The 23,467-nt window shown below is 63.4% G+C and carries 26 protein-coding genes and 1 tRNA gene; 12 read left to right on the plus strand and 15 right to left on the minus strand.

The features are described from left to right. Position 1 precedes the first annotated feature (1 nt). The gene (locus tag JQK88_RS13570; RefSeq protein ID WP_203278555.1) at positions 2-385 is read left to right on the plus strand and encodes a hypothetical protein; all 384 of its coding nucleotides are present in this window, start codon (positions 2-4) and stop codon (positions 383-385) included. A gap of 94 nt (positions 386-479) precedes the next feature. Here JQK88_RS13570 and JQK88_RS13575 read toward each other — a convergent pair whose 3' ends face one another. The 3 genes from JQK88_RS13575 to JQK88_RS13585 all read right to left on the minus strand — a co-directional run bounded on the left by JQK88_RS13575 (position 480) and on the right by JQK88_RS13585 (position 3,291). Then, on the minus strand, positions 480-1,295 hold the full coding sequence (locus JQK88_RS13575) for an oxidoreductase (protein ID WP_203278556.1): 816 nt from the start codon (positions 1,293-1,295) through the stop codon (positions 480-482). 93 nt (positions 1,296-1,388) lie between these two features. Further along, on the minus strand, positions 1,389-2,666 hold the full coding sequence (gene fabF / locus JQK88_RS13580) for a beta-ketoacyl-ACP synthase II (RefSeq protein ID WP_203278557.1): 1,278 nt from the start codon (positions 2,664-2,666) through the stop codon (positions 1,389-1,391). A 46-nt stretch (positions 2,667-2,712) separates the two neighbouring features. Continuing rightward, positions 2,713-3,291, minus strand: coding sequence for a TetR/AcrR family transcriptional regulator (locus JQK88_RS13585; protein WP_192254614.1), 579 nt, complete (start codon positions 3,289-3,291; stop codon positions 2,713-2,715). Between the two features lie 226 nt (positions 3,292-3,517). Between JQK88_RS13585 and JQK88_RS13590 the strand changes: the two genes are divergently transcribed. From JQK88_RS13590 to JQK88_RS13605, 4 genes are all read left to right on the plus strand, one after another. Further along, positions 3,518-4,090 carry a rod-binding protein gene (locus JQK88_RS13590; RefSeq protein ID WP_203278558.1) on the plus strand — a complete coding sequence of 191 codons (573 nt, stop codon included), beginning with the start codon at positions 3,518-3,520 and terminating at the stop codon, positions 4,088-4,090. 13 nt (positions 4,091-4,103) lie between these two features. Beyond that, positions 4,104-4,520: a hypothetical protein gene (locus JQK88_RS13595; protein ID WP_192254483.1), complete on the plus strand. Its 417-nt coding sequence runs from the start codon at positions 4,104-4,106 to the stop codon at positions 4,518-4,520. 28 nt (positions 4,521-4,548) lie between these two features. Then, positions 4,549-5,097 carry a hypothetical protein gene (locus JQK88_RS13600; RefSeq protein WP_192254485.1) on the plus strand — a complete coding sequence of 183 codons (549 nt, stop codon included), beginning with the start codon at positions 4,549-4,551 and terminating at the stop codon, positions 5,095-5,097. Between the two features lie 193 nt (positions 5,098-5,290). After that, positions 5,291-5,575 carry an SCP2 sterol-binding domain-containing protein gene (locus tag JQK88_RS13605; RefSeq protein ID WP_192254487.1) on the plus strand — a complete coding sequence of 95 codons (285 nt, stop codon included), beginning with the start codon at positions 5,291-5,293 and terminating at the stop codon, positions 5,573-5,575. An 86-nt stretch (positions 5,576-5,661) separates the two neighbouring features. On the opposite strand, the gene JQK88_RS13610 is transcribed toward JQK88_RS13605, so the two are convergent. Both JQK88_RS13610 and odc2 read right to left on the minus strand, forming a co-directional pair. Further along, positions 5,662-6,330 carry a GNAT family N-acetyltransferase gene (locus JQK88_RS13610; protein WP_246749826.1) on the minus strand — a complete coding sequence of 223 codons (669 nt, stop codon included), beginning with the start codon at positions 6,328-6,330 and terminating at the stop codon, positions 5,662-5,664. A 153-nt stretch (positions 6,331-6,483) separates the two neighbouring features. Next, entirely contained in the window at positions 6,484-7,617 is a 1,134-nt protein-coding gene (odc2, locus tag JQK88_RS13615) for an ornithine/lysine decarboxylase (protein ID WP_203278559.1), read from the minus strand. A 539-nt stretch (positions 7,618-8,156) separates the two neighbouring features. On the opposite strand from odc2, the gene JQK88_RS13620 reads away from it, so the two are divergent. From JQK88_RS13620 to JQK88_RS13635, 4 genes are all read left to right on the plus strand, one after another. Then, positions 8,157-9,356, plus strand: coding sequence for an amidase (locus JQK88_RS13620; RefSeq protein ID WP_203278560.1), 1,200 nt, complete (start codon positions 8,157-8,159; stop codon positions 9,354-9,356). 3 nt (positions 9,357-9,359) lie between these two features. Continuing rightward, the gene (locus JQK88_RS13625) at positions 9,360-10,259 is read left to right on the plus strand and encodes a LysR family transcriptional regulator (protein ID WP_203278561.1); all 900 of its coding nucleotides are present in this window, start codon (positions 9,360-9,362) and stop codon (positions 10,257-10,259) included. A gap of 89 nt (positions 10,260-10,348) precedes the next feature. Beyond that, entirely contained in the window at positions 10,349-11,017 is a 669-nt protein-coding gene (locus JQK88_RS13630) for a DUF1007 family protein (RefSeq protein ID WP_203278562.1), read from the plus strand. Positions 11,018-11,025: 8 nt separating this feature from the next. Beyond that, a complete protein-coding gene (locus tag JQK88_RS13635) occupies positions 11,026-12,201 on the plus strand; it encodes a nickel/cobalt transporter (RefSeq protein WP_210388297.1) in 1,176 nt (391 codons plus the stop codon). A 10-nt stretch (positions 12,202-12,211) separates the two neighbouring features. Here JQK88_RS13635 and denD read toward each other — a convergent pair whose 3' ends face one another. Genes denD through JQK88_RS13655 form a run of 4 tightly spaced genes read right to left on the minus strand, consistent with a single transcriptional unit; the run spans position 12,212 to position 15,154 of the window. Then, positions 12,212-13,195 carry a D-erythronate dehydrogenase gene (denD, locus tag JQK88_RS13640; RefSeq protein ID WP_203278563.1) on the minus strand — a complete coding sequence of 328 codons (984 nt, stop codon included), beginning with the start codon at positions 13,193-13,195 and terminating at the stop codon, positions 12,212-12,214. A gap of 14 nt (positions 13,196-13,209) precedes the next feature. Next, entirely contained in the window at positions 13,210-13,416 is a 207-nt protein-coding gene (locus JQK88_RS13645) for a hypothetical protein (protein WP_112559299.1), read from the minus strand. A 59-nt stretch (positions 13,417-13,475) separates the two neighbouring features. After that, a complete protein-coding gene (locus JQK88_RS13650) occupies positions 13,476-14,453 on the minus strand; it encodes a cation diffusion facilitator family transporter (RefSeq protein WP_203278564.1) in 978 nt (325 codons plus the stop codon). A gap of 14 nt (positions 14,454-14,467) precedes the next feature. Continuing rightward, positions 14,468-15,154, minus strand: a complete 687-nt coding sequence (locus JQK88_RS13655; RefSeq protein WP_203278565.1) for a GNAT family N-acetyltransferase — start codon at positions 15,152-15,154, stop codon at positions 14,468-14,470. A gap of 83 nt (positions 15,155-15,237) precedes the next feature. On the opposite strand from JQK88_RS13655, the gene JQK88_RS13660 reads away from it, so the two are divergent. Further along, entirely contained in the window at positions 15,238-16,422 is a 1,185-nt protein-coding gene (locus JQK88_RS13660) for a pyridoxal phosphate-dependent aminotransferase (RefSeq protein ID WP_192254503.1), read from the plus strand. A gap of 270 nt (positions 16,423-16,692) precedes the next feature. Here JQK88_RS13660 and JQK88_RS13665 read toward each other — a convergent pair whose 3' ends face one another. After that, positions 16,693-17,454, minus strand: a complete 762-nt coding sequence (locus tag JQK88_RS13665; protein WP_203278566.1) for an SDR family oxidoreductase — start codon at positions 17,452-17,454, stop codon at positions 16,693-16,695. Between the two features lie 249 nt (positions 17,455-17,703). Beyond that, positions 17,704-18,441 carry a tellurite resistance TerB family protein gene (locus JQK88_RS13670; RefSeq protein WP_203278567.1) on the minus strand — a complete coding sequence of 246 codons (738 nt, stop codon included), beginning with the start codon at positions 18,439-18,441 and terminating at the stop codon, positions 17,704-17,706. Positions 18,442-18,643: 202 nt separating this feature from the next. Here JQK88_RS13670 and JQK88_RS13675 point away from each other — a divergent pair, with 202 nt between their 5' ends. Further along, a complete protein-coding gene (locus JQK88_RS13675; RefSeq protein WP_203278568.1) occupies positions 18,644-19,006 on the plus strand; it encodes a YybH family protein in 363 nt (120 codons plus the stop codon). 24 nt (positions 19,007-19,030) lie between these two features. Here the strand turns inward: JQK88_RS13675 and trhO are convergent, their stop codons facing one another. Beyond that, positions 19,031-19,963, minus strand: a complete 933-nt coding sequence (gene trhO / locus JQK88_RS13680) for an oxygen-dependent tRNA uridine(34) hydroxylase TrhO (RefSeq protein WP_203278569.1) — start codon at positions 19,961-19,963, stop codon at positions 19,031-19,033. A 168-nt stretch (positions 19,964-20,131) separates the two neighbouring features. Between trhO and JQK88_RS13685 the strand changes: the two genes are divergently transcribed. Further along, a complete protein-coding gene (locus JQK88_RS13685) occupies positions 20,132-20,770 on the plus strand; it encodes a 2-dehydro-3-deoxy-phosphogluconate aldolase (RefSeq protein WP_203278570.1) in 639 nt (212 codons plus the stop codon). A gap of 62 nt (positions 20,771-20,832) precedes the next feature. Here the strand turns inward: JQK88_RS13685 and JQK88_RS13690 are convergent, their stop codons facing one another. The 3 genes from JQK88_RS13690 to mepK form a co-directional block, all read right to left on the minus strand. After that, entirely contained in the window at positions 20,833-21,027 is a 195-nt protein-coding gene (locus JQK88_RS13690) for a hypothetical protein (protein ID WP_203278571.1), read from the minus strand. A 135-nt stretch (positions 21,028-21,162) separates the two neighbouring features. After that, positions 21,163-21,236, minus strand: a tRNA-Gln gene (locus JQK88_RS13695). 113 nt (positions 21,237-21,349) lie between these two features. Then, on the minus strand, positions 21,350-23,179 hold the full coding sequence (mepK, locus tag JQK88_RS13700; RefSeq protein ID WP_203278652.1) for a peptidoglycan L,D-endopeptidase MepK: 1,830 nt from the start codon (positions 23,177-23,179) through the stop codon (positions 21,350-21,352). Between the last annotated feature and the right edge of the window lie 288 nt (positions 23,180-23,467).

A 23,467-nucleotide genomic window follows, 5' to 3' on the forward strand; every position in this document is an offset into this window, starting at 1 on the left:
GATGACAACGCGCAAGGAACGGTTGAAGAAACTGGTCAAGGTGCAGGAGCAGCTGAAGGCGCTGCACGAGACCCGCCATGCGACCTTCCTGGCCGCAGCGGCAACTGCCGAGACCGAGGCCAAGGAACTGGTCCAGCATTTCGACGCCGACCAGTCGATGGCGGTCCTGTTTCCCGACCTTTACCATCGCCGCATCGCCAACGCGCTGATCCGGCAGGAAGCGAGCCTGGAAAGCGCCAGGCAGGAGGTCGGGCTGATCGCCACCGCGACGGCGCGCACCAACATGGTCGAGCGCGCCTACAAGGATGTGCGCCGCCAGGACGAACGCGAACGCTCCGATCGCGACCGGCTGGATCTTATCGCCCAGAAGCGGGGGCAGGAGTAGCGGCGAGAGTTTTTGCTTTGACCCGAAACCAGCCTTTACCACGCCGACTGGCCGCTCGATACCCTTTAGGCTCCGCGATCTTGATGTCCTTTCGTCAGACCGGCAGCCCGAGCTGCTTTCGCAGGCTTTTGTCGAATGCGGACGCGGGGACGAAACGGCGCAGGAGACTGACCTGGCGCGCCATTTTTCCCGCCGCATAGCGTTTCTTCGGAGTGGGATCGATCGCAGCGGCCAAAATGGTCTTGGCTACCACTTCGGGCGCGTCGCCTTTTTCCATCGATTTCCGAACGGTTGTAGTCATGCCGGCGCGCGCAGAGTCATAGATATCAAGCAACCGATCGGGGGCGACGAGATTGTCCTCGAATGACGTACGGGTATAGGCGGGCTCGACTAACGAAACGCGAATGCCGAACGGGCGCAATTCGTGATCGAGCGATTCGGAATAACCCTCGACGGCATGTTTGGTCGACGCGTAAAGCGCGAAATAGGGAGCCGGGATGAACCCCTGGACCGAACTCAAATTAACGATTCTGCCCTTTCCTTGGCGTCGCATTGCCGGCAGGACCGCGTTGGTCACGCGGAAAACGCCGAAGACATTCACTTCGAACAGCGCCTGAGCCTGCGCGATTGAGGACTCCTCCGCGCCGCCAAACAGACCCATACCGGCATTGTTGACAAGCAGGTCGATGCGTCCGGTCTTGGCCAGAACGTCATCGACCATTTTCGCAACGGACGCGTCGTCGGTCACGTCGCAGGTCAGCATGGTAACGCCGTCGGATTGTTTGGAGGCCGTGCGACGGCTGGTTCCGAATACGTGAAAGCCGGCGTTCCGTAGGGTGTTGGCGGTTGCGCGCCCGATGCCGGAGGATGCCCCTGTGACGAGGGCGACGCCAGGATTGGTCTTGTTCATGAAAATCATTTCCTTCTTTGCGTTGGATCGGAGCTGGAGAAGCATGAAGGTCTGAGCAAAGGGCGTCAGTCATGACTGCCTCTGGCGCTCGCGTCAGGCTACCGGGTGGTTCCAGCGCCTGAACAAGGCGCTGGCATTCACGCCGCCAAAGCCGAATCCATTGGAGATCGCGTACTCCATCTCCACTGGCCGGGGCTCGTTTGCGACGAAGTCGATTCCGTCGCCGGCCGGATCGGCCGCGCCCAGATTGAGGGTCGGCGGGGCGACCTGATCCCTGAGCGCCCGGATCGCGAAGATGGCACCAAGCCCGCCAGCCGCGCCCAGCAGGTGTCCGGTCGCAGATTTCGTTGCGCTGACTGCTATCGCGTAATCGCGCCCGAACACGCTCTTGATTGCCTCGATCTCACCCAGGTCGCCTACTGGCGTGGAGGTCGCATGCGCATTGAGATGACGAACCTCGCGCGGCGAAATCCCTGCTTGCGCAATTGCGATCTCCATGGCTCGGCGCGCACCGTCGCCGTCCTCGGGACCAGAAGTGACGTGGTGAGCATCCGCGGTCGTCCCGTAGCCGACGAGCTCGGCGAGCGGTTTTGCGCCGCGCGCCAGCGCATGCCTCAACTCCTCGATGACCAGCATGCCGGCTCCTTCGCCCATGACGAAGCCGTCGCGCGACTTGTCGAACGGTCGGGAGGCCTCATCAGGACGGTGATTGAAGGAGGTCGAAAGAGAGCGTGCCGCGGCAAACCCACCGAGGCTGACGATATTCATGCATGCTTCCGTCCCGCCGCATACGGCAATATCGGCTTCATTGGCGCGAATAAGACGAGCCGCATCGCCGATCGCCTGGATGCCGGCCGCGCACGCCGTCACCGGCGCGCCGAGTGGGCCTTTGAAGCCATGGCGGATCGAGATGTGGCCTGCAGCAAGATTCACCAGGAAGGACGGCACCGTAAAGGGCGACAGGCGGCGGACGCCACGCAGGTCGACGGTGCGCACCGCCTCGGTGATGGCGGGAAATCCGCCGATCCCTGAAGCGATGATCGTGGCCGTGCGCAGGCGGTCCGTTTCCGAGCCCGGCTTCCATTTTGCCTGCACAAGCGCCTCTTCCGCCGCCGCCAGCGCAAAGAGAATGAACCGATCTACCTTGCGCTGATCCTTCGGCGGCAGGACGGCATCCGGATCGAAACCAGCGTCCGGATCTTCTTCTATGGAGGGCACCACCCCGCCGACCTTCGCGGGCAGGTCGCCCACCACATCGTCCGGAAGCCTCCGGATGCCCGAGCGGCCGGCCAGGAGACGCGACCAGGACGCTTCAACATCGGCAGCAAGGGGCGTGACCGCCCCCATGCCTGTAACCACAATCCGTCGCATCTATTCTCCTATCACTTGGGTGCGCCGACAGCGCTGTCCACGCCGTTCAAGCGGTGACTGCTTCGCGAACCTGGTCGGTCGCCGCATCCAGAAAAGCCTGCGCGAGGCCCGGGTCGTTGACGACCCGCGAGAGCAGCACCGCGCCGACCATTGTCGAGAGAATGGCCATGGCCTTGCCGCCGGCCTCCTCGCCGTCGGCCTCGCCAACCCAACTGCCGAGCATCTCAAGGTACTTCTTGATCCCGGCTTCGAATGACGCCTTCACGTCGGCACCCTGTCTGGCAGCATCCGAGCCGAGTGCAACGACCGGGCAGCCGTCCATCTTTTCTTCGCGATGATCCATGCTGAGATAGAACGAGATCACTGCGTCGAGCGGATTCTCGGGGTTTGCTGCTGTTGCGGCCGACCACCGGTGGGTGGCGCTCTCCATCGCCCGCCTGGATGCCTGCGCAGCCAAGTCGTCCTTTGACGCGAATTGCTTGTAAAAGGCGCCTTGGGTCAGTCCGGCACCCTTCATCAGATCCTTGAGGCCGATGCCGTCAAAGCCTCGCTCCCGAAAAAGCCGGCTTGCCACATTGATCACGGCTTGGCGGTTTTCCGCAGCTTGGGTCCGACTCACGCGCATCGTCATCTCCGATTTTTAGATTACGTTCATAATCTATACCTCATATAGAGTGTGAACGCAATCTAATGAGGCTCAAGCGATTAAGCCGGCTGCGGATGAGATCTATGAGGTTTCGACGGAGGAAAGGCTGCCAACCTGCCTGCATTCCCGCCCTCTCCCGCGCAAGCCTGCCACAAGCTTGTTGCGGCATGGTCCTTCCAGGAAACCCGGCAAAGAGGCGGACTTCTTGGCGATTTCTCCACCCAGTGACATCGTTCTCGATGTTGCCCGAGCCGTCGACCCGACGGACATCGAGGCTGCCCGTGCCGCGCTCACCAAGCGGGCCAACGGCGTTGGCGGCGCCTTCTCTGTTGACATGGCGGCTTCGGTCGACGCCGGTTCGATCCTGTCGCGCGCCACGGCCGACAAGGCCGCTGCAGGCGCCGATCCCGCCAACAAGTTCAAGAAGTTCGAGGCGATGGTCCTGCAGACCTTCATCCAGAACATGCTGCCCAAGGACACCGAGGGCGTTTACGGCAAGGGGCTGGCCGGCGACATGTGGAAATCGCAGCTGGCCGAGCGCGTCGCCGACGTCATGGCCGAGCGCGGCGGCATCGGCATCGCCAAATCGCTGCTCGCCGACCACTACAAGGACGGCAAGCGCACCTTGCCTATAGGGTCGGTGTCAACCGGGCCGCACAAGACCGAGATCGACCAGCAGACCCGGCTCTCCACCTCGCTGGTCGAGGAATTGCAGCGCAAGGCCGCACGGTCGATGACCGGCGACGAGACGACCATCAAAACCGACATCAAGATCTAGACCAGGATTTTCAATGGCCGATTTTTCAAAATTCTCTTCCAACCTGCCGGCACGTACTTCCGAGGCGCCGATCCCCTTTGCACGGCCGGGCAACCTTGCCGCCATCATCGGCCGCATCGAGGAGGCGGTCGAGGAAGAGACGGCGGGTTTGAAGAACGACACAAGCTATGACCTCAAGGCCTCGAACGCCCGCAAGAGCCGCTACCTCTACGAGCTGACCCGCGCCATGAAGGGCGCCAACGAGCTCGAGTTCCTGGAAGAGCACCGCGACAGCCTGGCGCGGCTGCGCCAGAAGCTGGCGAAGAACGAGGCCGCGATCCTCGCCCACCTCAACGCGGTCAACGAGGTCGCGACGCTGTTGAAGAACGCCATCCAGCGCGCCGAAGCCGACGGCACCTACTCGGCCGGCGAATTCGGATGGGCGAGCTGATGATCTCGACAACAGGCGGGAACAGCCGGTGATCAAATTCATCGCCGCCGCGATCTGGATTTGCGCCGCCACGCTGGGCGCCGTGTTCTATTCGTTCCAGGCGGCCGGCGAGCGCGGCGTCGGCGAAACGCCGAAGCCGATGCTGGGCGGTCTCGACTACGTCAAGACCGACATCATCTCGGTGCCGCTGATCCGCAATTCCAAGATCGACGGCTATTTCCTCACCAAGCTCGTCTACACGGTCGAGCCGGCCGAGATAAAGAAGATGTCGATCCCGGCCGAAGCGCTGATGACCGATCAGGTCTATTCCTATCTCTATTCCAACCCGCAGATCGACTTCACCAAGAAGGAAACCATCGATCTCGACGCCTTCCGCAAGGCCATACGCGACACCGTCAATGCCCGCGTCGGCGCCGACCTGGTGCACGAAGTGCTGATCGACCAGGTCAACTTCCTGACCAAGGACGAGATCCGCGACAACGCCATGCGTCGCCGCAAGGACCCGGCCACGCCGACCGAACCGGCCGCGGCGGAATCGGCCCAGGGCGAGCCGGCCAAACCGGCTGCGGAGCACTGACCCCGCCGCAGGAGGGATGTCCCCTTCGCCTTTGTCCCTTCCGACTGAAACGAGATGACGCACCGCGTTGACGTTTACGTCAACTCGAAGCTATATGCGCCAAGCGACCAGGATCGCGGCACGCGCGAGACAGCGACTTCGGCAGAGGCCGGCACTGACGCGTGGCAAAACGCAACGAGACGAGGAGAACAGCATGGGCGTTCAGGAGATTGCCGAGAAGATCAAGTCGCGCGTGGCGAGCGCCGGTTTTGAACACTCGGTGAAGTTCGATACCGGCAGCGACGGCGTCATCGTCATCGACGGCGCAACCATTTCGACCACCGACGCACCGACCGACTGCACCGTCAAACTGTCGCTCGACGATCTGGATTCGCTAATCGCCGGCGACCTCAACCCGACCATGGCGTTCATGTCCGGCAAGATAAAGGTCGAAGGCGACATGACAGTCGCCATGGCGCTCAGCCAGCTGCTCGGCTGATCCCTTCGCAAAACAAAACGCCGCCCATCAGGCGGCGTTTTGCTTTTGTCGACCCCAGGCTTTTGCGCCCTAGAAAGCCGAAGGCTTTACGCCGCGAAGGTCAGCGGCAGCGCCTTGAGCTTGCGCCCGGCCGCCTTCACCGTGCCGTGCGCGCCGTCGAGCGCGCCCTCGACCAGCTCCAGCGCCAGCAGGCGGTGCCGCTCATACGGGCCGGGCATGGCGAGAGAACCGGTCTTGTCGGCCGAAAAGCCGAAGCGACCATAGTAAGGCGCATCGCCGACCAGCAGGATCGCAGCATGGCCGAGACGCGCGGCCTCGGCCAGCGCATGGCGCATTAGCGCCGAGCCGATGCCGGCATTCTTTAGCGCCGGGTCAACGGCAAGCGGGCCGAGCAGCAGCGCTGCCGGACCGCCCTCGCCCACCCTCACATCCCACAGCCGCACGGTGCCGACAACCGCGCCCGCCGCATCGCGCACGACAAAGGCGAGGCCTTCGGAAGGCCGGCGGCCGCGCCGCAGCTTCTCCGACGATTTCTTGCGCCGCTTCGGGCCCATGGCATCGTCCAGCAAGGCTTCGCGCGATGCAATGTCGGCCGCAGTTTCAGCGACGATGACAATGGCGCGGACACTCTCCCCCCTTGAGGGGGAGATGTCGCCGAAGGCGACAGAGGGGGTCGCCGCGCGTGAAGCGCCAACGCCCCTTATCGCAAAAGAAGTCGAGGCAGCCGAGGCGACCCCCTCTGGCCTGCCGGCCATCTCCCCCTCAAGGGGGGAGATCCCCACGGCACCGTCAATGTAATTTGCAACGTCCATTTCCGCGATCCTTCACGAGCGGAGCTTGTTCCACAGGCGAACCCAAGTGGGCGACAAACGCCCACCTGGGATGATCTGATCGGTCCTTTCGAACCGTCAGATCACGTAGCATCGGAGAGGCTCGAAGCCGTTGAAGGCGACCGCCGAGTAGGTGGTCGTGTAGGCGCCGGTGCCTTCGATCAGCACCTCGTCGCCGATGGTCAGCGACAAGGGCAGCGGATACGGCGTCTTCTCGTACATCACGTCGGCCGAATCGCAGGTCGGGCCGGCGAGCACGCAAGGCGCCGTCTCCGAACCGTCATGACGGGTCACCAGCGGATAGCGGATCGCCTCGTCCATCGTCTCGGCCAGACCGCCGAACTTGCCGATGTCGAGGAACACCCAGCGCACATTGTCGTTGTCGGCCTTCTTGGAGATCAGCACGACTTCCGACTTGATGACGCCGGCATTGCCGACCATGCCACGGCCCGGCTCGATGATGGTCTCCGGGATGGCGTTGCCGAAATGCTTGCGCAGGGCCGAGAAGATCGCCTGGCCATAGGCCTGGGCGGCCGGCACGTCACGCAGATAGCGCGTCGGGAAACCGCCGCCCATATTGACCATCTTCAACACGATGCCTTCATCGGCAAGCGTGGCGAACACCTTCTTGGCGTCGGCCAGCGCACGGTCCCAGGCCGTCAGGTCGGTCTGCTGCGAGCCGACATGGAACGACACGCCATAGGCGTCGAGGCCGAGCGTCTTGGCGTGGCGCAGAACGTCGACAGCCATCGCCGGCACACAGCCGAACTTGCGCGACAGCGGCCATTCGGCGCCTTCGCCATCGGTCAGGACGCGGCAGAACACGCGCGCGCCGGGAGCGACGCGAGCGATCTTGTCGACTTCCTCGACGCAATCGACCGCGAACAGCCGGATGCCGAGCTGGTAGGCACGTGCAATGTCACGCTCCTTCTTGATGGTGTTGCCGAAGGAGATGCGGTCCGCCGGCGCACCGGCGTCCATCGCCATCTCGACTTCGGCAACGGAAGCGGTGTCGAAGGACGAGCCCATCTCAGCAAGGAGGCGCAGGATTTCCGGCGCCGGGTTTGCTTTCACCGCATAGTAGATCCTGGAATCGGGCAGCGCTTTTTCGAAGGCGCGGAAATTGTCGCGCACGACATCGAGGTCGACGACGAGGCAGGGGCCGGACGGACGTCGGGTGGCGAGGAAGTCAAGGATGCGCTGGGTGGCCATCGGGGTCTCTCCATCGCGCCTTTCGGCGCGCACAAGGGTGCGGACGCGGGCTGTCGGCCTCGCGAACACGCGGTCAAACAAAGGCGGGACGTCGAATTCATGGAACCAGCCGGTGGAGACCCCGGAACCATGAAACGCCGTCTCGCGGCGATGAACCTTGGCCTTGCCCGGCCTCGGTTCGCTTTGTCTGCCTTGGCTTGGATGGGAGACCCGTCCGCACTGCCGGCAATGAAGGTGTGCCTCTTTAGTAACCCCGGTCTTTGGACAACCGGAAGAGAACCAGAAAGGCCCGCACCGTCGTTGCTTCAAGGTGTCCTCGGGCTGGCGGTTGGCCGCTAGACCGACTGGAGGGGTTGGCTCCAGTTACCTTACCGATTTCCCTCACCATTCGAGGATCGGCGGACACCCACAGGCACGTGCGACTTTGGGCAAGCGCGATATAAGATCGAAAGATTTCACAATCAATAAAAATCGTATCCCAGGTTGTAAAATTTCTGGCATCGAACAATGCTGCGCCAACCGTATCCGGATATCGAACGATGACAGGCACGCACGGCCCGCTCAACGCTTTCCTCAATCTGCGTCGAATGCCGGTCGCCAATGCGGAACTGGGGCCGCTGGCCGGGCTCAGGTTGGCCGTGAAGGACATTTACGACGTCGCCGGCTACCGTACCGGTTGCGGCAATCTGGCGAAGTTCAACGAGGCGCACGCAGCCTCCAGCACCGCACCCGCCGTGCAGATGATTCTCGATGCCGGCGCGCGCTTCATCGGCAAGACGCAGACCGACGAGCTCGCATTCTCGCTGATGGGCCAGAACGCGCATTTTCCGTTCCCGGTGAACCCGGCAGCACCCGATCGCGTCACCGGCGGCTCGTCCTCCGGGTCGGCGGCGGCAGTGGCGGGCAAGCTTGCCGACATCGCCACCGGCTCCGACACCGGCGGCTCGATCCGGGCGCCGGCGAGCTTTTGCGGGCTGATCGGGCTGCGCACCACGCATGGCCGCATTTCGTTCGAAGGCACGATGAAGCTGGCGCCGAGCTTCGACACGTTCGGCTGGTTCGCCGACGACATCGAAACCTATGAGACGATCGGCAAATTGCTGCTCGGCCGCGACCCGCACAAGCACCCGCTCAACCGGCCGCTTTCGATCCGCTGGCTGGACGCCTTCGTGGCAGGCCCGGCCGAGGCAGCGGAATATGCCAGGATGAGAGCGCTGGCGGCCACTGTGGTCGGTGAACCAAAGCCGGTGGAATACGTCTTCGCTTCCTTCCCCGACGAGCTCTACTGGTGCTTTCGCCGGCTGCAGGCCGCCGAAGCCTGGCAGCAGCACGGCGGCTGGATCGTGTCGGGCGAGCGCCATCTCGGGCCGGGCGTCGAGGAACGCTTTGGCTTTGGCCGGACGATCGACGCCAAGACGGCGCAGGCCGAAGCGGTGCGCCGCCTGACCTTCCGCTCCGAGCTTGCCGCCCTGCTCGGCCAGGACGGGTTTCTGGTCCTGCCAACCGTTCCGGGTCCCGCCCCTCTCGTCAAAAGCGAGCCGCAGCAGCTTCAGGCCTACCGCGAAAGGGCCTTGCATCTTCTGTGTCTTTCGGGTCTTTCAGGCTTTCCGCAAATCACCCTGCCGCTGGGCTCGGTCGACGGCGCCCCTTTCGGCCTCTCGCTTCTCGGCCCTCCCGGCAGCGACATTGCCCTGATACGGCTCGGCCGGCGGCTTCTCGATACGGCACGAAAGGCCTGATCCATGGACACACTGACCCGCATGCGCGCCTTCATAGACGTCGTCGAGGCCGAAGGTTTTTCGGCAGCCGCGCGCAAGATCGGCCGCTCCAAGGCGCTGCTGTCGAAATATGTGCGCGAACTCGAGGACGAACTCGGCGCGCTGCTCCTCAACCGCACCACGCGGCAGTTCTCGATGACCGAGGCCGGCCATACCTATTACAGCCGCGCGTCCGAAATCGTGCGTGAGGTCGACAGCCTGGCCGACGCCGTGCGAGAATCCTCCGGCGACGTGCGCGGCCGGATCAAGCTCTCCGCGGCGCGCACCTTCGCCGATGCGCCGATCGGCCAGTCGCTGATCGACTTCGCCAAGCAGCATCCCGACATCGTGCTCGACATCCATCTCGACGACCGCTTTGTCGATCTGGTCGAGGAAGGCTTCGATCTTGCCGTGCGCATCTCGCGGCTGGAGAACTCCTCGCTGATCGCTCGACGCCTTGGACCATTTTCGGTCAGGCTATGCGCATCGCCGGAACTGATCGCCAAGCACGGCAAGCCGACACGCCCGCAGGACCTCGCCAACATGCCATGCATCGTCGACACCAATGGCCGTTCGCTCGCCAACTGGCGCTTCAAGGGCGAGGGCGAGGAGTCGGTCAGCGTCAACGTGTCGGGGCCGATCGAGGTCAACAGTCCGATGGCCGCACGTGCTGCCGCCGTGTCAGGCCTGGGCTTCGCCATCCTGCCCGATTTCATCGCCGCCCCCGACCTCGCATCGGGCAAGCTGGTGTCCTTGCTCGACGACCGCATCCAGTCGGGGAGCGGCATTTTCGCCGTCTATCCGCACCGCCGTTATCTGCCGGCCAAGGTCCGTGTTTTCGTCGATTTCCTGGTGCAGTGGTTCAAGAACCGCGAAGGCGCCTGACCTGTCTTAGCTGTGTCGCGGTCCCAATTTCGCCCGCTTTCTGGTAACCTCTCGAAATCTCTCCGAGGCCGATGGAACAGCGACCGAGAATGCACTTGAAACAGCACGCAATCATGCTGGCTTCGGCCTTGGCGGCGCCTTTTGCCGCCGTTGGAGCGGCCGCGGCGCATCCTCACGTCTTTGCCGAGGCCCGCCTCGACGTGATCCTCTCGCCGGATCACCAAAGTGTGAAAGCGCTGCGCCACCTCTGGCGCTTCGACGATTTGTTTTCGAGTACGGTGATGATGGAGTTCGACAAGAACTCCGACCTGAAGCTTGACGACAAGGAACTGAAGGATGTCGCCGACACCGTCCATGCCTCGCTGGCCGAGTTCAACTATTTCCAGCTCGTCACCGTCAACGGCAAGGACGTGCCGATGACGCCGCCGCCGCACCTGATGGCCAATTTCGACAATGACCAGCTGATCATCCTGTTCGAATCCGAGCCGAAGGAGCCGATCAAGCTCGCCGGCAAGATCGATTTCGGTGTCTACGATCCGACCTTCTACACGGCGATCGATTTCACCGAGGATTCCAACATCACCGTCGAAGGCCTGCCCTCGAACTGCACTAGCAAGGTCATCCGGCCCGATCCGGACGAGGCTATCAAGGAAAACCAGAAGACCCTGACGGAAGCTTTCTTCAACGACCCGACAGGCACCGACATGAGCAAGATCTTCGCCACCAAGCTCGAATTGAACTGCCCGCCAGAAGGATAGATCCGGTGATGAAACCGTCCCTGCGTTTGGCGTTCGGCCTCGTGGCCGCTGCCCTGGTGATGACGCACTTTCTCGGGCAGGCCCACGCCCAAAGTTCGCTCGGCATCGGCGTCAATGACGGCATGGCGCCGACCACCGGACTGTTCGCGCACATCCTGATGTGGATCAATCTCAGGCAGCAGGAATTTTATCGCGCGCTGGCCATGGCGATGAAAGCGATGCGCGAGGACGGCAGCAAGATGTGGCTGCTGATAGGCCTGTCCTTCGCCTACGGCATTTTCCACGCCGCCGGCCCCGGCCACGGCAAGGCGGTGATCTCGTCCTACATGGTCGCTAATGAAGTGGCGCTCAAGCGCGGCATCCTTTTGTCCTTCGTCTCGGCGCTGCTGCAGGGCCTGACCGCGGTGGTGGTGATGCTGCTTGCCTATTTCGTCCTGCGCGGCACCGCCATCTCGATGACCGACGCGGCCTGGTTCATGGAGATCATGAGCTATATCTTCGTCACTCTGTTCGGCGCCTGGCTGCTGTGGCGCAAGCTCGGGCCCACGGTGCTACGCTGGTTCGGCAAGGCGCCCGCCTACAGCCTGTCGGCCGCCCATGCCGGTCATTCCCATGGCGGCCATGCCGGCCATTCTCACGCCGGTCACTCGCATGCTCCTCATAGCCATACGGCGCATTCGCATGCCCTGCATGTGCATGACGACCATGACCACAACCATCACGATCACGCCACACACGATCATTCCCATCACGACCACGCCCATCACGACCACGCCCATCATGATCACGCGGCGGGCGAGGTCTGCGACACATGCGGCCATTCGCATGCGCCCGATCCGGCGCTGCTGTCGGGCGATCGCTTCGACTGGCGCACGGCGTGGTCGGCTGTGGCCGCTGTCGGCATCCGCCCCTGCTCCGGCGCGCTGATTGTGCTCAGCTTCGCGCTGCTCAACGGCCTGTGGCTGGGCGGCCTGCTGTCGGTGCTGGCAATGTCGCTCGGCACCGCCATCACCGTCTCGGCGCTGGCAACGATCGCGGTGACGGCCAAGAACTGGGCCGTCTATTTCGCCGGCGATGGCCGCATGGGCAACCGCATCCATACGTTCGTCGAGATCGGCGGCGCCGCCTTCGTCTTCCTGTTCGGACTATTGCTCCTGTCGGCGAGCCTGACCGGCAGCGTTTGACGCTAACGGGTCAGCCCTGACCCGCTATCTTCCCGCCCAGCTCATCCTCGATATGGGCACGGATGATCTCATCGAAGCTTTTTTCGGCGCTGAAGCCGAGGTCTCTTGAGCGCCGCGCCTCGAAGCGCGTCGGCCAGCCCTTGACGATTGCCCAGATCGTTTCGTCGGGCTGTTCGCGGATCAGCTTCACGACTTCGGCGCCGGCAATACGTTCCAGCGCCGCGATCTGCTCGCCGACGGTGACGGCAACGCCGGGCATGGTCAGATTGCGGCGCGGGCCGACTGCGGCACCATCGATCCCCGCGGCATGGATCAGGAAATTCACCGCCGAGCGCGGGCTGGCATGGGTGTGCAGCACCGAACGCGGTACCGGCAGGATCGCCTCCTGACCGCTGAGCGGCTCGCGAATGATGCCCGAGAAGAAGCCCGAAGCCGCCTTGTTCGGCTTGCCGGGCCGCACGCAGATGGTCGGCAGCCGGATGCCGATGCCGTCGAAGAAGCCGCGCCTGGAATAGTCGGCCAGCAGCGCCTCGCTCATCTGCTTCTGGGTGCCATAGGAGGTCAGCGGCGTCGGGTGGAAGTCATCCGGTATGACATCCGGGAACGGCGCCCCGAACACGGCGATCGATGAGGTGAAGACGAGGCGTGGTGCAAAGCCTGCCAGCCGCACGGCGTCGAACAGCGCCCTGGTGCCATCGAGGTTGACGCGATAGCCGAGATCGAAATTGGCTTCCGCCTCGCCCGACACGATGCCGGCGAGATGGAACATCACGTCGGGGCGTGAAGCGACCAGGCTCACGGCGGCACCGGCGTCGGCAAGGTCGCCGGTATGCGTGGCGACGCTCACACCCTCCATCGCCGGCGCCCGCGGCGGCACGATGTCGTGCAGGTCGAGCGCCGTGATCTTGCGGCCGTTGAGCGTGCCGTCCTTGGCCAGCCGGGCGATGAGTTTGCGGCCGACCATGCCGGCCGCGCCAGTAATCAGGATGCGCATGTCGAAAAAGCCTCTTATTTGCCCTTGTTCTGGCTGCGGCCCCGCAACCAGAACACCAGAAAGAATGCCAGCACGAAGCCGATGCCGACGATGCCGGCAAGAACGGTCGAGACATTGCCGAGCGCCAGCATCACCGTCGGCAGGTAGAACGCCGCGATGCCGAACAGCAGCATGATCCAGGCTGCGGCAATCAGCGCGTTTCTGTTGTCGCGATCCATCATGCCGTCCCGCCGTCGCGGGAACTCGTCAACTGGGATGCCAATGCCATGAAAATTCCCTGTCAGTGGTAATGGCCGTGATGCGGTCGCGCACCATGGTCATGATCGTGGTCGTGTTCGTCATGGCTGTCGGCGCATTGGCCGAATTCCGGCTCGACGGTGGCGTGGCTGATGCCGTGCTCGGCGGCGAGCCGCTTCTTGATGGCGCTGACCGCCTGATGCGCATCGACGCCATCGTTGAGGCAGGCATGCAACGTCGCCATGTTGCTGGAGCCGTCAAGCGACCAGACATGCATATGATGCACTTCGCGCACGCCTTTGACGGTGCCGGCAATGTCCTTGGCGATGAGGTCGCGGTCGAGGCTCGCCGGCACGCCTTCGAGCAGAACATGGGCGGCTTCGCGCATCAGCGACCAGGCCGTCGACAGGATCAGCACCGAGACCAGCACCGACAGGATCGGATCGATCGGCGTCCAGCCGGTCGCCAGGATGACCAGCGCCGCCACGATCGCCGCCGCCGAGCCGAGCAGGTCGCCCAGCACATGCAGGATGGCGCCGCGCATGTTGAGGCTGTCGCGGTCGCCGCCATGCAGCACGAAGAACGATGCGATGTTGACCAGAAGGCCGACGATCGCCACCACCAGCATCGGCCCCCCCAGCACCGGCGCTGGCGTCATCAGGCGGCCCCAGGCCTCGTAGATGATCCACAGCGCGATGGCGAAGATGGCGATGCCGTTGGTGTAGGCGACCAGCGTCTTGACCCGGCCGAAGCCATAGGTGAGGCGCACCGTCGCCGGCCGTCCGCCCAGATGGAAGGCATACCAGGCAAGGCCAAGCGCGATGGAGTCGGCCAGCATATGACCGGCATCCGCCAGCAGCGCCAGCGATCCCGTCAGCAGGCCGCCCAGCACTTCGGCAACCATGAAGCCGGCGGTCAGGCAGGCTGCGATCAGCACGCGCTTCTTGTCGGTCGAGCCATGCACGTGACCGGCGCCGTGGCTGTGGCCAGCGTGCGAACCGTGATCATGGCTGTGCGCCATCGCCTAAACTCCTGCTACGCGCCGAACTCGGCGCGGAAATCCTCGAGCCGCCGCTTCTGCCGGCCTTCGCCATCGAAATTGGCCGGATCGAGCCAGGCCTCGTAGGCTTTGCGAAGCGCCGGCCATTCCTTGTCGATAATCGAGTACCACGCGGTATCGCGGTTTTCACCCTTGACCACAAGATGCTGGCGGAAAATGCCCTCGAACTTGAAGCCGAACCGCTCCGCCGCGCGTTTCGAGGGTTCGTTGCGGTTGTTGCATTTCCACTCGTAGCGGCGATAGCCGAGTCCGTCGAAAATGTACTTCATGAACAGGAACTGCGCTTCGGTTGCCGCAGGTTTGCGTGAGATCAGCGGACCCCAATAGATGTTGCCGATCTCGATGACACCATAGGCTGGATCGATGCGCATCAGCGTCTGCCGCCCGGCGACCTTGCCGCTGGCCTTGTCGATGACCGTGAAGAACAGCGGATCCTCACTTGCCTCGACCTTGTCCAGCCATGGCTGGAAATCGGCGCGGGTCTGCGGCGGATAGTCGGGCAGCCAGGCAAAGCGGCCGTCGATGTCGGGCACGGATGACGCCTCGTATAGGCCATCACCATGCTTTTCAGCACTCAACGGCTCAAGACGGACATAGCGTCCGTCCAGAACTTTTCGTTCCGGACGCGGGCGGGGCTGCCAATTCGCAAGTTTTTCCGACACCAAAGACTCCAATCCGTTTGACATTTGCGGTTGGACGCTCACAAAAACGCGACCCAACAGTAAGAACCACACGGACGGGAAAAATGCTCCACACGATTTCGGCCTTCGACCGTCTCGGCGAGGAAAACGCCTTTGCCGTGCTCGCGCGGGCAACCGCACTGGCTCAGCAAGGCCGCGACATCGTCAATCTCGGCATCGGTCAGCCCGACTTCAAAACGCCGCAACACATTGTCGAGGCGGCAATCAAGGCGCTGCGCGACGGCCACCATGGCTATACCCCGGCCAACGGCCTGCTGGCTACGCGCGAGGCGGTGGTGCGGCGCACGCTGACCACCACCGGCGTCGAGGTCTCGGCCGAGAATGTGATGATCCTGCCCGGCGGCAAGCCGACCATGTTCGCGGCCATCCTGATGTTCGGCGAACCCGGCGCCGAAATTCTCTATCCCGATCCCGGCTTCCCGATCTACCGCTCGATGATCGAATTCACCGGCGCTGCACCCATTCCCGTGCCGATCCGCGAGGAGAACGGCTTTGCCTTCTCGGCTGAGGAGACGCTGGCGCTGATCACGTCGAAGACCAGGCTCTTGATCCTCAACTCGCCAGCCAACCCGACCGGCGGCGTGACACCGCGCGCTGAGATCGAGAAGCTGGTCAAGGGACTGGAGAAACACCCACAGGTCGCCATCATGTCGGACGAGATCTACGACGTCATGACCTATGACGGCGAGACGCATTTTTCACTGCTCAATTTCCCCGAAATCCGCGACCGGCTGATCGTGCTCAATGGCTGGTCGAAGACCTGGGCGATGACAGGCTGGCGCATGGGCTGGTCGATCTGGCCGAACGGCGACAAGGGCGCCCATCTCTACGACAAGGTGCGCAAGCTGGCGGTCAATTGCTGGTCCTGCGTCAACGCCCCCAGCCAGTTCGCCGGCATCGCGGCAATAGACGGCCCGCAGGACGATGTCGACAAGATGATGCGCGCTTTCGACAACCGCAGGAAGATCGTGGTCGAGGGGCTGAATGCTCTGCCCGGCGTGTCCTGCATCACGCCCAAGGGCGCCTTCTATGCTTTCCCCAATGTCTCCAAGACCGGCTGGAAGGCCAAGAAACTTGCCTCGGCGCTGCTCGAGGATGCCGGCGTGGCGCTGATCGGCGGCCCCGATTTCGGCATTCTCGGCGAAGGCTATATCAGGCTCTCCTACGCCAATTCCGAAGAGAACATCTTGCGCGCGCTGGAGCGGATCGAGGCGTTTTTGAAGAAGTAGGGCGGCCAATTATTAAGGTTCGCGCTGCCCCTCACCTGCCTGCCGGCATCCTCTCCCCGTATAGTGACGGGGAGAGGGGCGCTCTCATCGATGATTTCGCCAATTTCCAACGTTGCAAAAAGGGCGCCGAGGCTGCGGTCAGCCCTTTCTCCCCGTCACATACGGGGAGTTGAGGAATGGTCCGCGAAGCGGACGAAAAGCCAACTGCTTGGCTTTTCGAATGACGAACGTCCGGCAGGGCAATGAGGGGCGGCGCCGAGGCTCAGTTTTTTATCCGCGTCCCACAAACGGCATCTTGGTCGCCATCACCGTCATGAACAGCACATTGGCGTCGAGCGGCAGGCTGGCCATGTGGACGACGGCGTCGGCGACGCGCTGGACGTCCATCACCGCTTCGGGGGCGATCGAGCCGTTGGCCTGCGGCACGCCAACGGTCATCGCTTGCGCCATGTCGGTGAGCGCATTGCCGATGTCGATCTGACCGCAGGCGATGTCGTAGGGTCGCCCGTCGAGCGCCAGCGTCTTGGTCAGCCCTGTTATGGCGTGCTTGGTCGCGGTGTAGGGCACAGAGCCCGGCCGTGGTGCATAGGCCGACACAGAACCGTTGTTGATGATGCGGCCACCCATCGGCTTCTGTCTGCGCATGGCGCCGAAGGCAGCGCGGGCGCACAGGAACGATCCGGTGAGATTGACGCCGACAATGTCGTTCCAGACCTCGACCGGGATCTCGTCGATCGGTGTCGACTTGTAGCTCATGCCGGCATTGTTGAAGAGCAGGTCGACGCGCCCGAAAGCCGCCGCCACGGTCTCGAACAGGTCGTCGACCTGGCTGGCCTTGCTGATGTCGCAGGCGACCGCCAGCGCCTTGGCGTCCGACTTGCCTGCTTCAGCGATCGCGGCGTCGAGCACCTGTTTGCGGCGGCCGCAGAACACGGTGTTCCAGCCTGCCTTGAGCAGCGCCGTGGCGACGCTCTTGCCGATGCCGGTGCCGGCGCCGGTGACGATCGCGGTTTTCTCTGTGAGGGCTGTCATGATTTTGCTCCTGCGCACCGCGCATCCCCGGCACAGATCGGGATGCATCCGAATGCACCGAGGCATCGCAAATGACGGGGATCATGGCAAGCCGAACAACCTGTGATCGGCTGAACAAAAAGGGCGGTCATTGGCGACCGCCCTGATCTGAACCGGGCTTGGGAGGAGGAAAAGCCGATCCGACTGCTAGAATCATGCGCTTCCTCGGTAAACGAGATGTTAACGCATTTTCCAGCCCGGCCGCGTTGCTTACCAGCGCGGGTTCGGCGCGGTCCCGCCCGGGCCCGGCACCTTGGCCGCCGACACGGTCGCCTCGACGTGGTCGACCAGCGCATCCGGCAGGCCGAGCCGGCCGGCTAGCAGGTCGAGATAGCCGCGTTCGGCGCGCGTATCGGGATCGATGGTCAGCCGCGACGCCGTGTAGAGCTCGAGCCTCTGCTCATCGGTCTTGGCGCCGGCGACCAGCGTGTCGAGATCGAGCGGGCTGTCCAGCTCGGCCAACAGGAATTTTTCGGCATCGGAACCGACGCCGGCGAGCTTGAGCTTGCCGGCGATCTTTTCGCGTTCCTCGTCGTCGATATGACCATCGGCCTTGGCCGCCGAGATCATCGCCCGCACCAGCGTCAGCGTGAACTCGTCCTCGCCTTGCGGCGCCTGTGAAGGATGGAAGCCGGTGTCGGCGGGCGGCGGCAGCAATTCCGGCTGGCCGGCGGCCGGCGCCTGTTCGGGGGCATTGCCGGCTTTGTAGTTCTGGTAGGCCTTGTAAGCGAGACCGCCGATCGCGGCCAGTCCACCGAGCTTGATGGCGGTGCCCGTCACCTGGCGTCCCGTGCCGGTCCCAAGCAGCACCGCGGCCAGCGCACCGGCGGCCAGCGGATTGTCCTTGGCCATCTGCACGGCTTGCCCGGCCTTGTCACGGACGGTGCCGGTGGTGCCGGGAACCTGAGAGCCGAGCAGGTCGTCGAGAAGCTTCTTGGGGTCGAACATAGTACCTCCAGAAAAGGGCCAGTCAAACGTGGACGGGCGGGTTTTGGACGTTGCAGACGTAGGGCCCGCACATTGACATTACAATGACGGGCACGCGCTTTGCTAACGCCGCCGGCAATGCCGAAAACTGAAATCGATGTGTCGATACCGGCCTTCGCTTGGGCTAGTGTCGCCGCCGAATTACCGAGGGAGGAGCTCTGCCGTGACCGATCAGCCTGGCCATGAACCGGCCCGTGACCCGCAGGATCTGGAGCGCCTGCTGATCGACCGGCAAAGGGTAGGAGACATTGACGGCATGGTGGCGCTGTTCGAACCCGACGCCGTCATCGACAGCGGCGAGGCAGAACTAGTCTGTGGCCGCGAGGCGATCCGGGCGCTGTTTGCCGCGTTTACCGCGAGCGGGCGAAAATTCCAGCGCGGCGAACAGCGCCCGGCGGCGATCAACGGCGACCTTGCGCTGACCTCGACCCGGCTTCCCGACGGCACGGTGACTTCGGAGGTCGCGCGCCGGCAGGCCGATGGCACATGGCTGTGGGTGATCGACCGCTATTCCGTCGCGTGGTGATGCAGCCAGGCCGTTGCCCCGACGCTAGCTGCCGATATGTTCCCTGCCCTGCGCCTGCGCCAGTTCGACCTGGCGCTGGCGCTCGGCGTAGCGGACGCGGTCCTCGTCCGAGCGGGCATCATAGCAATGCGGGCATGACACGCCGGTGGTATAGTGCGGCGACAGCCGATCCTCCGGCGTCAGCGGATGCCGGCAGGCGCGGCAGAGTTCTGCCTCGCCCTCGGTCAGCCCATGCGACACCGAGACTCGCTCGTCGAAGACGAAGCACTCGCCTTGCCACAGGCTCTCTTCGGCCGGCACCTCTTCGAGATATCTCAGGATGCCGCCCTTGAGATGGAACACATCCCTAAGGCCGAGCGACTTCACATAGGCCGTCGCCTTCTCGCAGCGTATGCCGCCGGTGCAGAACATCGCGACCTTGCGGCCATCGAGATCGTCGCGATGCTTTTCGACCCAGGCCGGGAATTCGCGAAAGCTCGACGTGCGCGGATCAATGGCACCCTCGAAAGTGCCGATCGACACTTCGTAAGCGTTGCGGGTGTCGATGACGATGGTGCCGGGGTCCGAAATCAGCGCGTTCCAGTCGGCCGGCGCGACATAGGTGCCCGCACCCGTCACCGGGTCGAGATCCTCGACGCCCATGGTGACGATCTCGCGCTTCAGCCGCACCTTCATGCGATGGAACGGCATTTCGGCGGCGCTGCTGTATTTAACCTCGAGATCGGCAAGGCCTTCGATAGCCTCAAGATAATCGATCAGATCGGCGATATCGGTCTCGCTCCCGGCAACCGTGCCGTTGATGCCTTCCTGCGCCAGGAGCAGCGTGCCCTTGATGCCGCGGCCGCAGCAGAAGGCGGCGAGCGGCGTGCGCAATTCCCGCAGCGCGTCGAAGTCGCCCAGCGCCGCAAATTTATAGAGCGCGGCGACGCGCACAGGTTCATGGTTGGACAGTGTCATCGCCAAGCCACTAAACCGTGGTCAAAGCGGATTCAAGGCAGTGCTGAAGAAGCCGTCCTTCCTTCAGCCCGGCGCCGACAGATGTGACATCGCGGCAGGCCGGGTTTCGTGGACTCGGAATCTGCCTTCTGCTAATCGGTTGAAATCAACCCCAGGAGAGATAAGCCAATGCCCAGCAAGACCGAAAAGCTCCTGTCGCTGCTCAACGGCCAGCCGGTCATCCCGGTCCTGAAGATCGCCAATGTCGCAGACGCCGTGCCGCTCGCCCGGGCGCTCGCCGCCGGCGGCCTGCCGGCAATCGAGATCACGCTGAGAACCGCCGACGCCCTGGAAGCGATCCGCCGCGTTGCCGGAGAGGTCGAGGGCGCCATCGTCGGCTCCGGCACCATTCTCGATGCCAGGCAGTTCGACGAGGCAGCAGCCGCCGGCTCGAAATTCATCGTCAGCCCCGGCATCACGCGCGAACTGCTCGCGGCAGCCAAGGACAGCGACGTTCCCCTGCTGCCTGGCGCCATCACGCCCGGCGAGATCATGGCCGCCCGCGAGGCCGGCCTGCGCTTCCTGAAATTCTTCCCGGCCGAACAGTCCGGCGGCATCGCCTCGCTGAAGGCTTTCGCCTCGCCACTGGCCGATGTGAAGTTCTGCCCGACCGGCGGCATCTCGGCCAAGAACGCCGCCGACTATCTCAGCCTGCCCAATGTCATCTGCGTCGGTGGTTCCTGGGTGGCGCCGGACGAGTTGGTCAAGGCTGGCAAGTGGGACGAGATCGAGGCGCTCGCCCGAGAAGCAAGCAAGCTCAAGAAGTAACGCCAGTCACGAAAAACCCGGCCGGCTTGCGCCGACCGGGTTTGCTGCTTGCAAAAATACGGTCAGTTGCAGACCGTAACCTTCTTGACGATCTTGTGGTGATGCCGCCAGGTCGTGACCCACTTGGTCCGGCAGTGCTTCTTGTGCATATGCATATGATCTTGGGTCTTGATGACAATGGTTGCGGCCTGTGTCGGAGCGATTGCCGCCGAAGCCGTTGCCAATGCGATGGCCGACGCCAAAAGAATGCTTTTCATTGATATCCCCAGGTTGGAACGAACCCAGCCTAACCCGCAAAAAGGTCAGTCGTTCCGGCCTCACGAGAAGTTCAGCCGAGCGTGATCGGCCGGGCTGACCTGGCATGGCTGCCTGTGATCGTAGATCGAGAGAGTTGGTTCCCGCTCATGGGCTCGAACCACGATTCACGCCTTCAAAGGGCGCTGTCCTACCATTAGACGAAGCGGGAATGCAGCTTGCTGGTTAGCATTCCGGGACGCTGGAAGCCAGTGCTAGAGATTCGCCAAAAACAAAAACGCGCGGGCTTCCCAGCGCGGCTTCGATGTCTATCCGTTCGAGGCCCTACTTTGTCTGGAAGCGGGCGACCGAAAGGAATTTCACGGCATTGCCGGTGAAGCGGTTGGCATCGGCCATCTGGTTGTCCGCCTGGAAGCCTGCGGTGTAGACCTCGCTCGGCGGCGTATGCACGATGTTGTAGGCATAGCGCGGCGCAGTCGTCGGGCTGGAAACGGTGGCAATGTTGTCGCCGCTGCTCAGTGCCCAGCGCGCCGCCTGCGGTTCGGCCGCCACCACGACGGCCTTCCGGCCGGGCTTCAGGTCGCGGGCCGAGGCCCTGGCTTCCTTGTGCGTGGTCTTCACGCCGGCGCCGATCACGGAGGCCGGATCGGTACCGGCCGGACGGGCAGCAATCGCGCCGCGCGGCGTTGCGGCATCGACGCCTGACGGATCGTTGAACGCCGAGCGCGGCTCAAGCGAGGCAACCTGATAGTCGTCGGTAGCACTGGCGGCATCGGCGGCACTGGCCTGTTCGAGAACGGCCTTGACCTCGTCCGGTCGCTGCGACGGCAGCACCGAGAAGGCATCCGTTGCGGTCTGCTTGTGCGCGGCTGTATCGGCCAGCGCCAGCAGCACGCCCTTGTCCTGCGGCGAAAGCTCAGCCGGCGGCGAAGAGCGGTCGGGACGCCAGGTCGGCAACGGGACGTTGACGGCAACCTGCGCCGGAGCGGCAGCTTGATCGGCCCCATGGTCAGCATTAGCCGGATCGGCCATGCCGAACGGCACATTGGCAGGCGCCTGCGCTGTCGCCACTGTCTGTTCGGTGGTGGCGTCGGCCATGCCGAACGGCACCGTCTCAGGCTGCTGCGCGCCGATATCGGCTTTCGGCCGCGGCGCGAAATCCGGCAGCGGCACTTCCTTGGCCGGCAGCGCCGCGATGATCGTCTCTGGTGTATCCTGCTGCGGCTCGGAATCGTCCGCGCTGTCGTCGGCAAGCTGCGGAATATTGGCGCGCTTCGCATTCTGCGGCGACACGATCGCGATGCCGGGCAGGTTGCTGTTGTTGTTGCTCCTGGCAGCCAGGACCGGCTTCACGCTTCTCGGCGACGGCGCGGCGGTCGCGACATCGGCGCTGTCGTCGGCTTCGTCTTCGCCGCCACCGCCAAAGAAAGCGGAAAGGAAGCCACCGGATTTCTTGGTGCTGCCGCCAGCGCTGGCCATCATGATGGCCGGAGAACCGGCGCCCTTGCGCGCCTTGTAGGCGGCGAGCGCCTGGTCATAGCCCGGCAGCGGCTTGCCGTCGCTCGGCACATGCAGCGTCTTGCCATTGGGGAACAGGCTGACCAGTTCCTGGCGGCTGATGCCGGGCCAATGGCGCACATTGCCGACGTCCATATGGACGAAGGGCGAGCCGGACGACGGATAATACCCGACGCCGCCGCCCTGCATCTTGAGGCCGATGTTGCGCAGCTTCTTGAGCGGCACACCCGGAATGTAGAAGTCCATCGCCTTGCCCAGCATGTGCTGGCTTTCCTTGGCGACACCGCGGCTGCGGCTGCGCAGCATCGAGTTGGTCGCCGGCGAGCGATAGCCGCAGACGACCTGGATGTAGTCTGTGGCGCCGGCCTGCCGATAGGCTTCCCACACCAAGTCGAGCAGGCGCGGGTCCATCTTGGTCGGTTCGTTGCGACGCCAGTCGCGCAGAATGATGTTGATCTTCCTGAGACCTTCCGGATCGTAGCGGCCATTGCGCTTGTAGACGATCTCGGCCTTTTCGTGCGTGTGGAGGTGATAGAGTTTCAGCGAGCGCGTTTCGGCGCTTGCGCCGGCAGCAGTTGCGGCAAGGAAACCAAACGCAACAATCACCGCTGCCAGCCATCTCGGCCAGACGCCAATGTGATAGTGCCGCCCGTTGCTGTGTCGTTCGACTTTGTTCAAATCAAAAGGCCTTGCAGGCTGCCGTTTGTCCCCGGATTTGCCCAAACGGATGCGTGGTTCTCACATCCGAATATCGATCCTAATGGTTAATCATCGCTTATTGAAGCCGAAATGCGGTAACACGGTGGCGATATCCCGTCAAAAATAATACACAGGATTTCTTGGTAAACTGCTGGTTTAGATCAAGATTCAGCCTTTTCCCGCTACACGATCTGTTACTGTTAGCCTTAATGCGTGAACAGCGCC

This window comes from Mesorhizobium caraganae, assembly GCF_016836705.1.
Taxonomy (GTDB): domain Bacteria; phylum Pseudomonadota; class Alphaproteobacteria; order Rhizobiales; family Rhizobiaceae; genus Mesorhizobium; species Mesorhizobium caraganae.

What these genes read in the sequence shown, in the direction of transcription:
- JQK88_RS13605 (WP_192254487.1), top strand. Translation starts at nt 5,291, where the DNA reads ATGGGCGTTCAGGAGATTGCCGAGAAGATCAAGTCGCGCGTGGCGAGC.
- JQK88_RS13585 (WP_192254614.1), bottom strand. Translation starts at nt 3,291, where the DNA reads ATGCGCGTGAGTCGGACCCAAGCTGCGGAAAACCGCCAAGCCGTGATC.
- JQK88_RS13630 (WP_203278562.1), top strand. Translation starts at nt 10,349, where the DNA reads ATGCACTTGAAACAGCACGCAATCATGCTGGCTTCGGCCTTGGCGGCG.
- JQK88_RS13635 (WP_210388297.1), top strand. Translation starts at nt 11,026, where the DNA reads ATGAAACCGTCCCTGCGTTTGGCGTTCGGCCTCGTGGCCGCTGCCCTG.
- denD (WP_203278563.1), bottom strand. Translation starts at nt 13,195, where the DNA reads ATGCGCATCCTGATTACTGGCGCGGCCGGCATGGTCGGCCGCAAACTC.
- JQK88_RS13625 (WP_203278561.1), top strand. Translation starts at nt 9,360, where the DNA reads ATGGACACACTGACCCGCATGCGCGCCTTCATAGACGTCGTCGAGGCC.
- JQK88_RS13575 (WP_203278556.1), bottom strand. Translation starts at nt 1,295, where the DNA reads ATGAACAAGACCAATCCTGGCGTCGCCCTCGTCACAGGGGCATCCTCC.
- JQK88_RS13690 (WP_203278571.1), bottom strand. Translation starts at nt 21,027, where the DNA reads ATGAAAAGCATTCTTTTGGCGTCGGCCATCGCATTGGCAACGGCTTCG.
- JQK88_RS13650 (WP_203278564.1), bottom strand. Translation starts at nt 14,453, where the DNA reads ATGGCGCACAGCCATGATCACGGTTCGCACGCTGGCCACAGCCACGGC.
- JQK88_RS13570 (WP_203278555.1), top strand. Translation starts at nt 2, where the DNA reads ATGACAACGCGCAAGGAACGGTTGAAGAAACTGGTCAAGGTGCAGGAG.
- trhO (WP_203278569.1), bottom strand. Translation starts at nt 19,963, where the DNA reads ATGACACTGTCCAACCATGAACCTGTGCGCGTCGCCGCGCTCTATAAA.
- JQK88_RS13685 (WP_203278570.1), top strand. Translation starts at nt 20,132, where the DNA reads ATGCCCAGCAAGACCGAAAAGCTCCTGTCGCTGCTCAACGGCCAGCCG.
- JQK88_RS13670 (WP_203278567.1), bottom strand. Translation starts at nt 18,441, where the DNA reads ATGTTCGACCCCAAGAAGCTTCTCGACGACCTGCTCGGCTCTCAGGTT.
- JQK88_RS13595 (WP_192254483.1), top strand. Translation starts at nt 4,104, where the DNA reads ATGGCCGATTTTTCAAAATTCTCTTCCAACCTGCCGGCACGTACTTCC.
- odc2 (WP_203278559.1), bottom strand. Translation starts at nt 7,617, where the DNA reads ATGGCCACCCAGCGCATCCTTGACTTCCTCGCCACCCGACGTCCGTCC.
- JQK88_RS13620 (WP_203278560.1), top strand. Translation starts at nt 8,157, where the DNA reads ATGACAGGCACGCACGGCCCGCTCAACGCTTTCCTCAATCTGCGTCGA.
- JQK88_RS13610 (WP_246749826.1), bottom strand. Translation starts at nt 6,330, where the DNA reads ATGGCCGGCAGGCCAGAGGGGGTCGCCTCGGCTGCCTCGACTTCTTTT.
- JQK88_RS13665 (WP_203278566.1), bottom strand. Translation starts at nt 17,454, where the DNA reads ATGACAGCCCTCACAGAGAAAACCGCGATCGTCACCGGCGCCGGCACC.
- JQK88_RS13660 (WP_192254503.1), top strand. Translation starts at nt 15,238, where the DNA reads ATGCTCCACACGATTTCGGCCTTCGACCGTCTCGGCGAGGAAAACGCC.
- fabF (WP_203278557.1), bottom strand. Translation starts at nt 2,666, where the DNA reads ATGCGACGGATTGTGGTTACAGGCATGGGGGCGGTCACGCCCCTTGCT.
- JQK88_RS13645 (WP_112559299.1), bottom strand. Translation starts at nt 13,416, where the DNA reads ATGATGGATCGCGACAACAGAAACGCGCTGATTGCCGCAGCCTGGATC.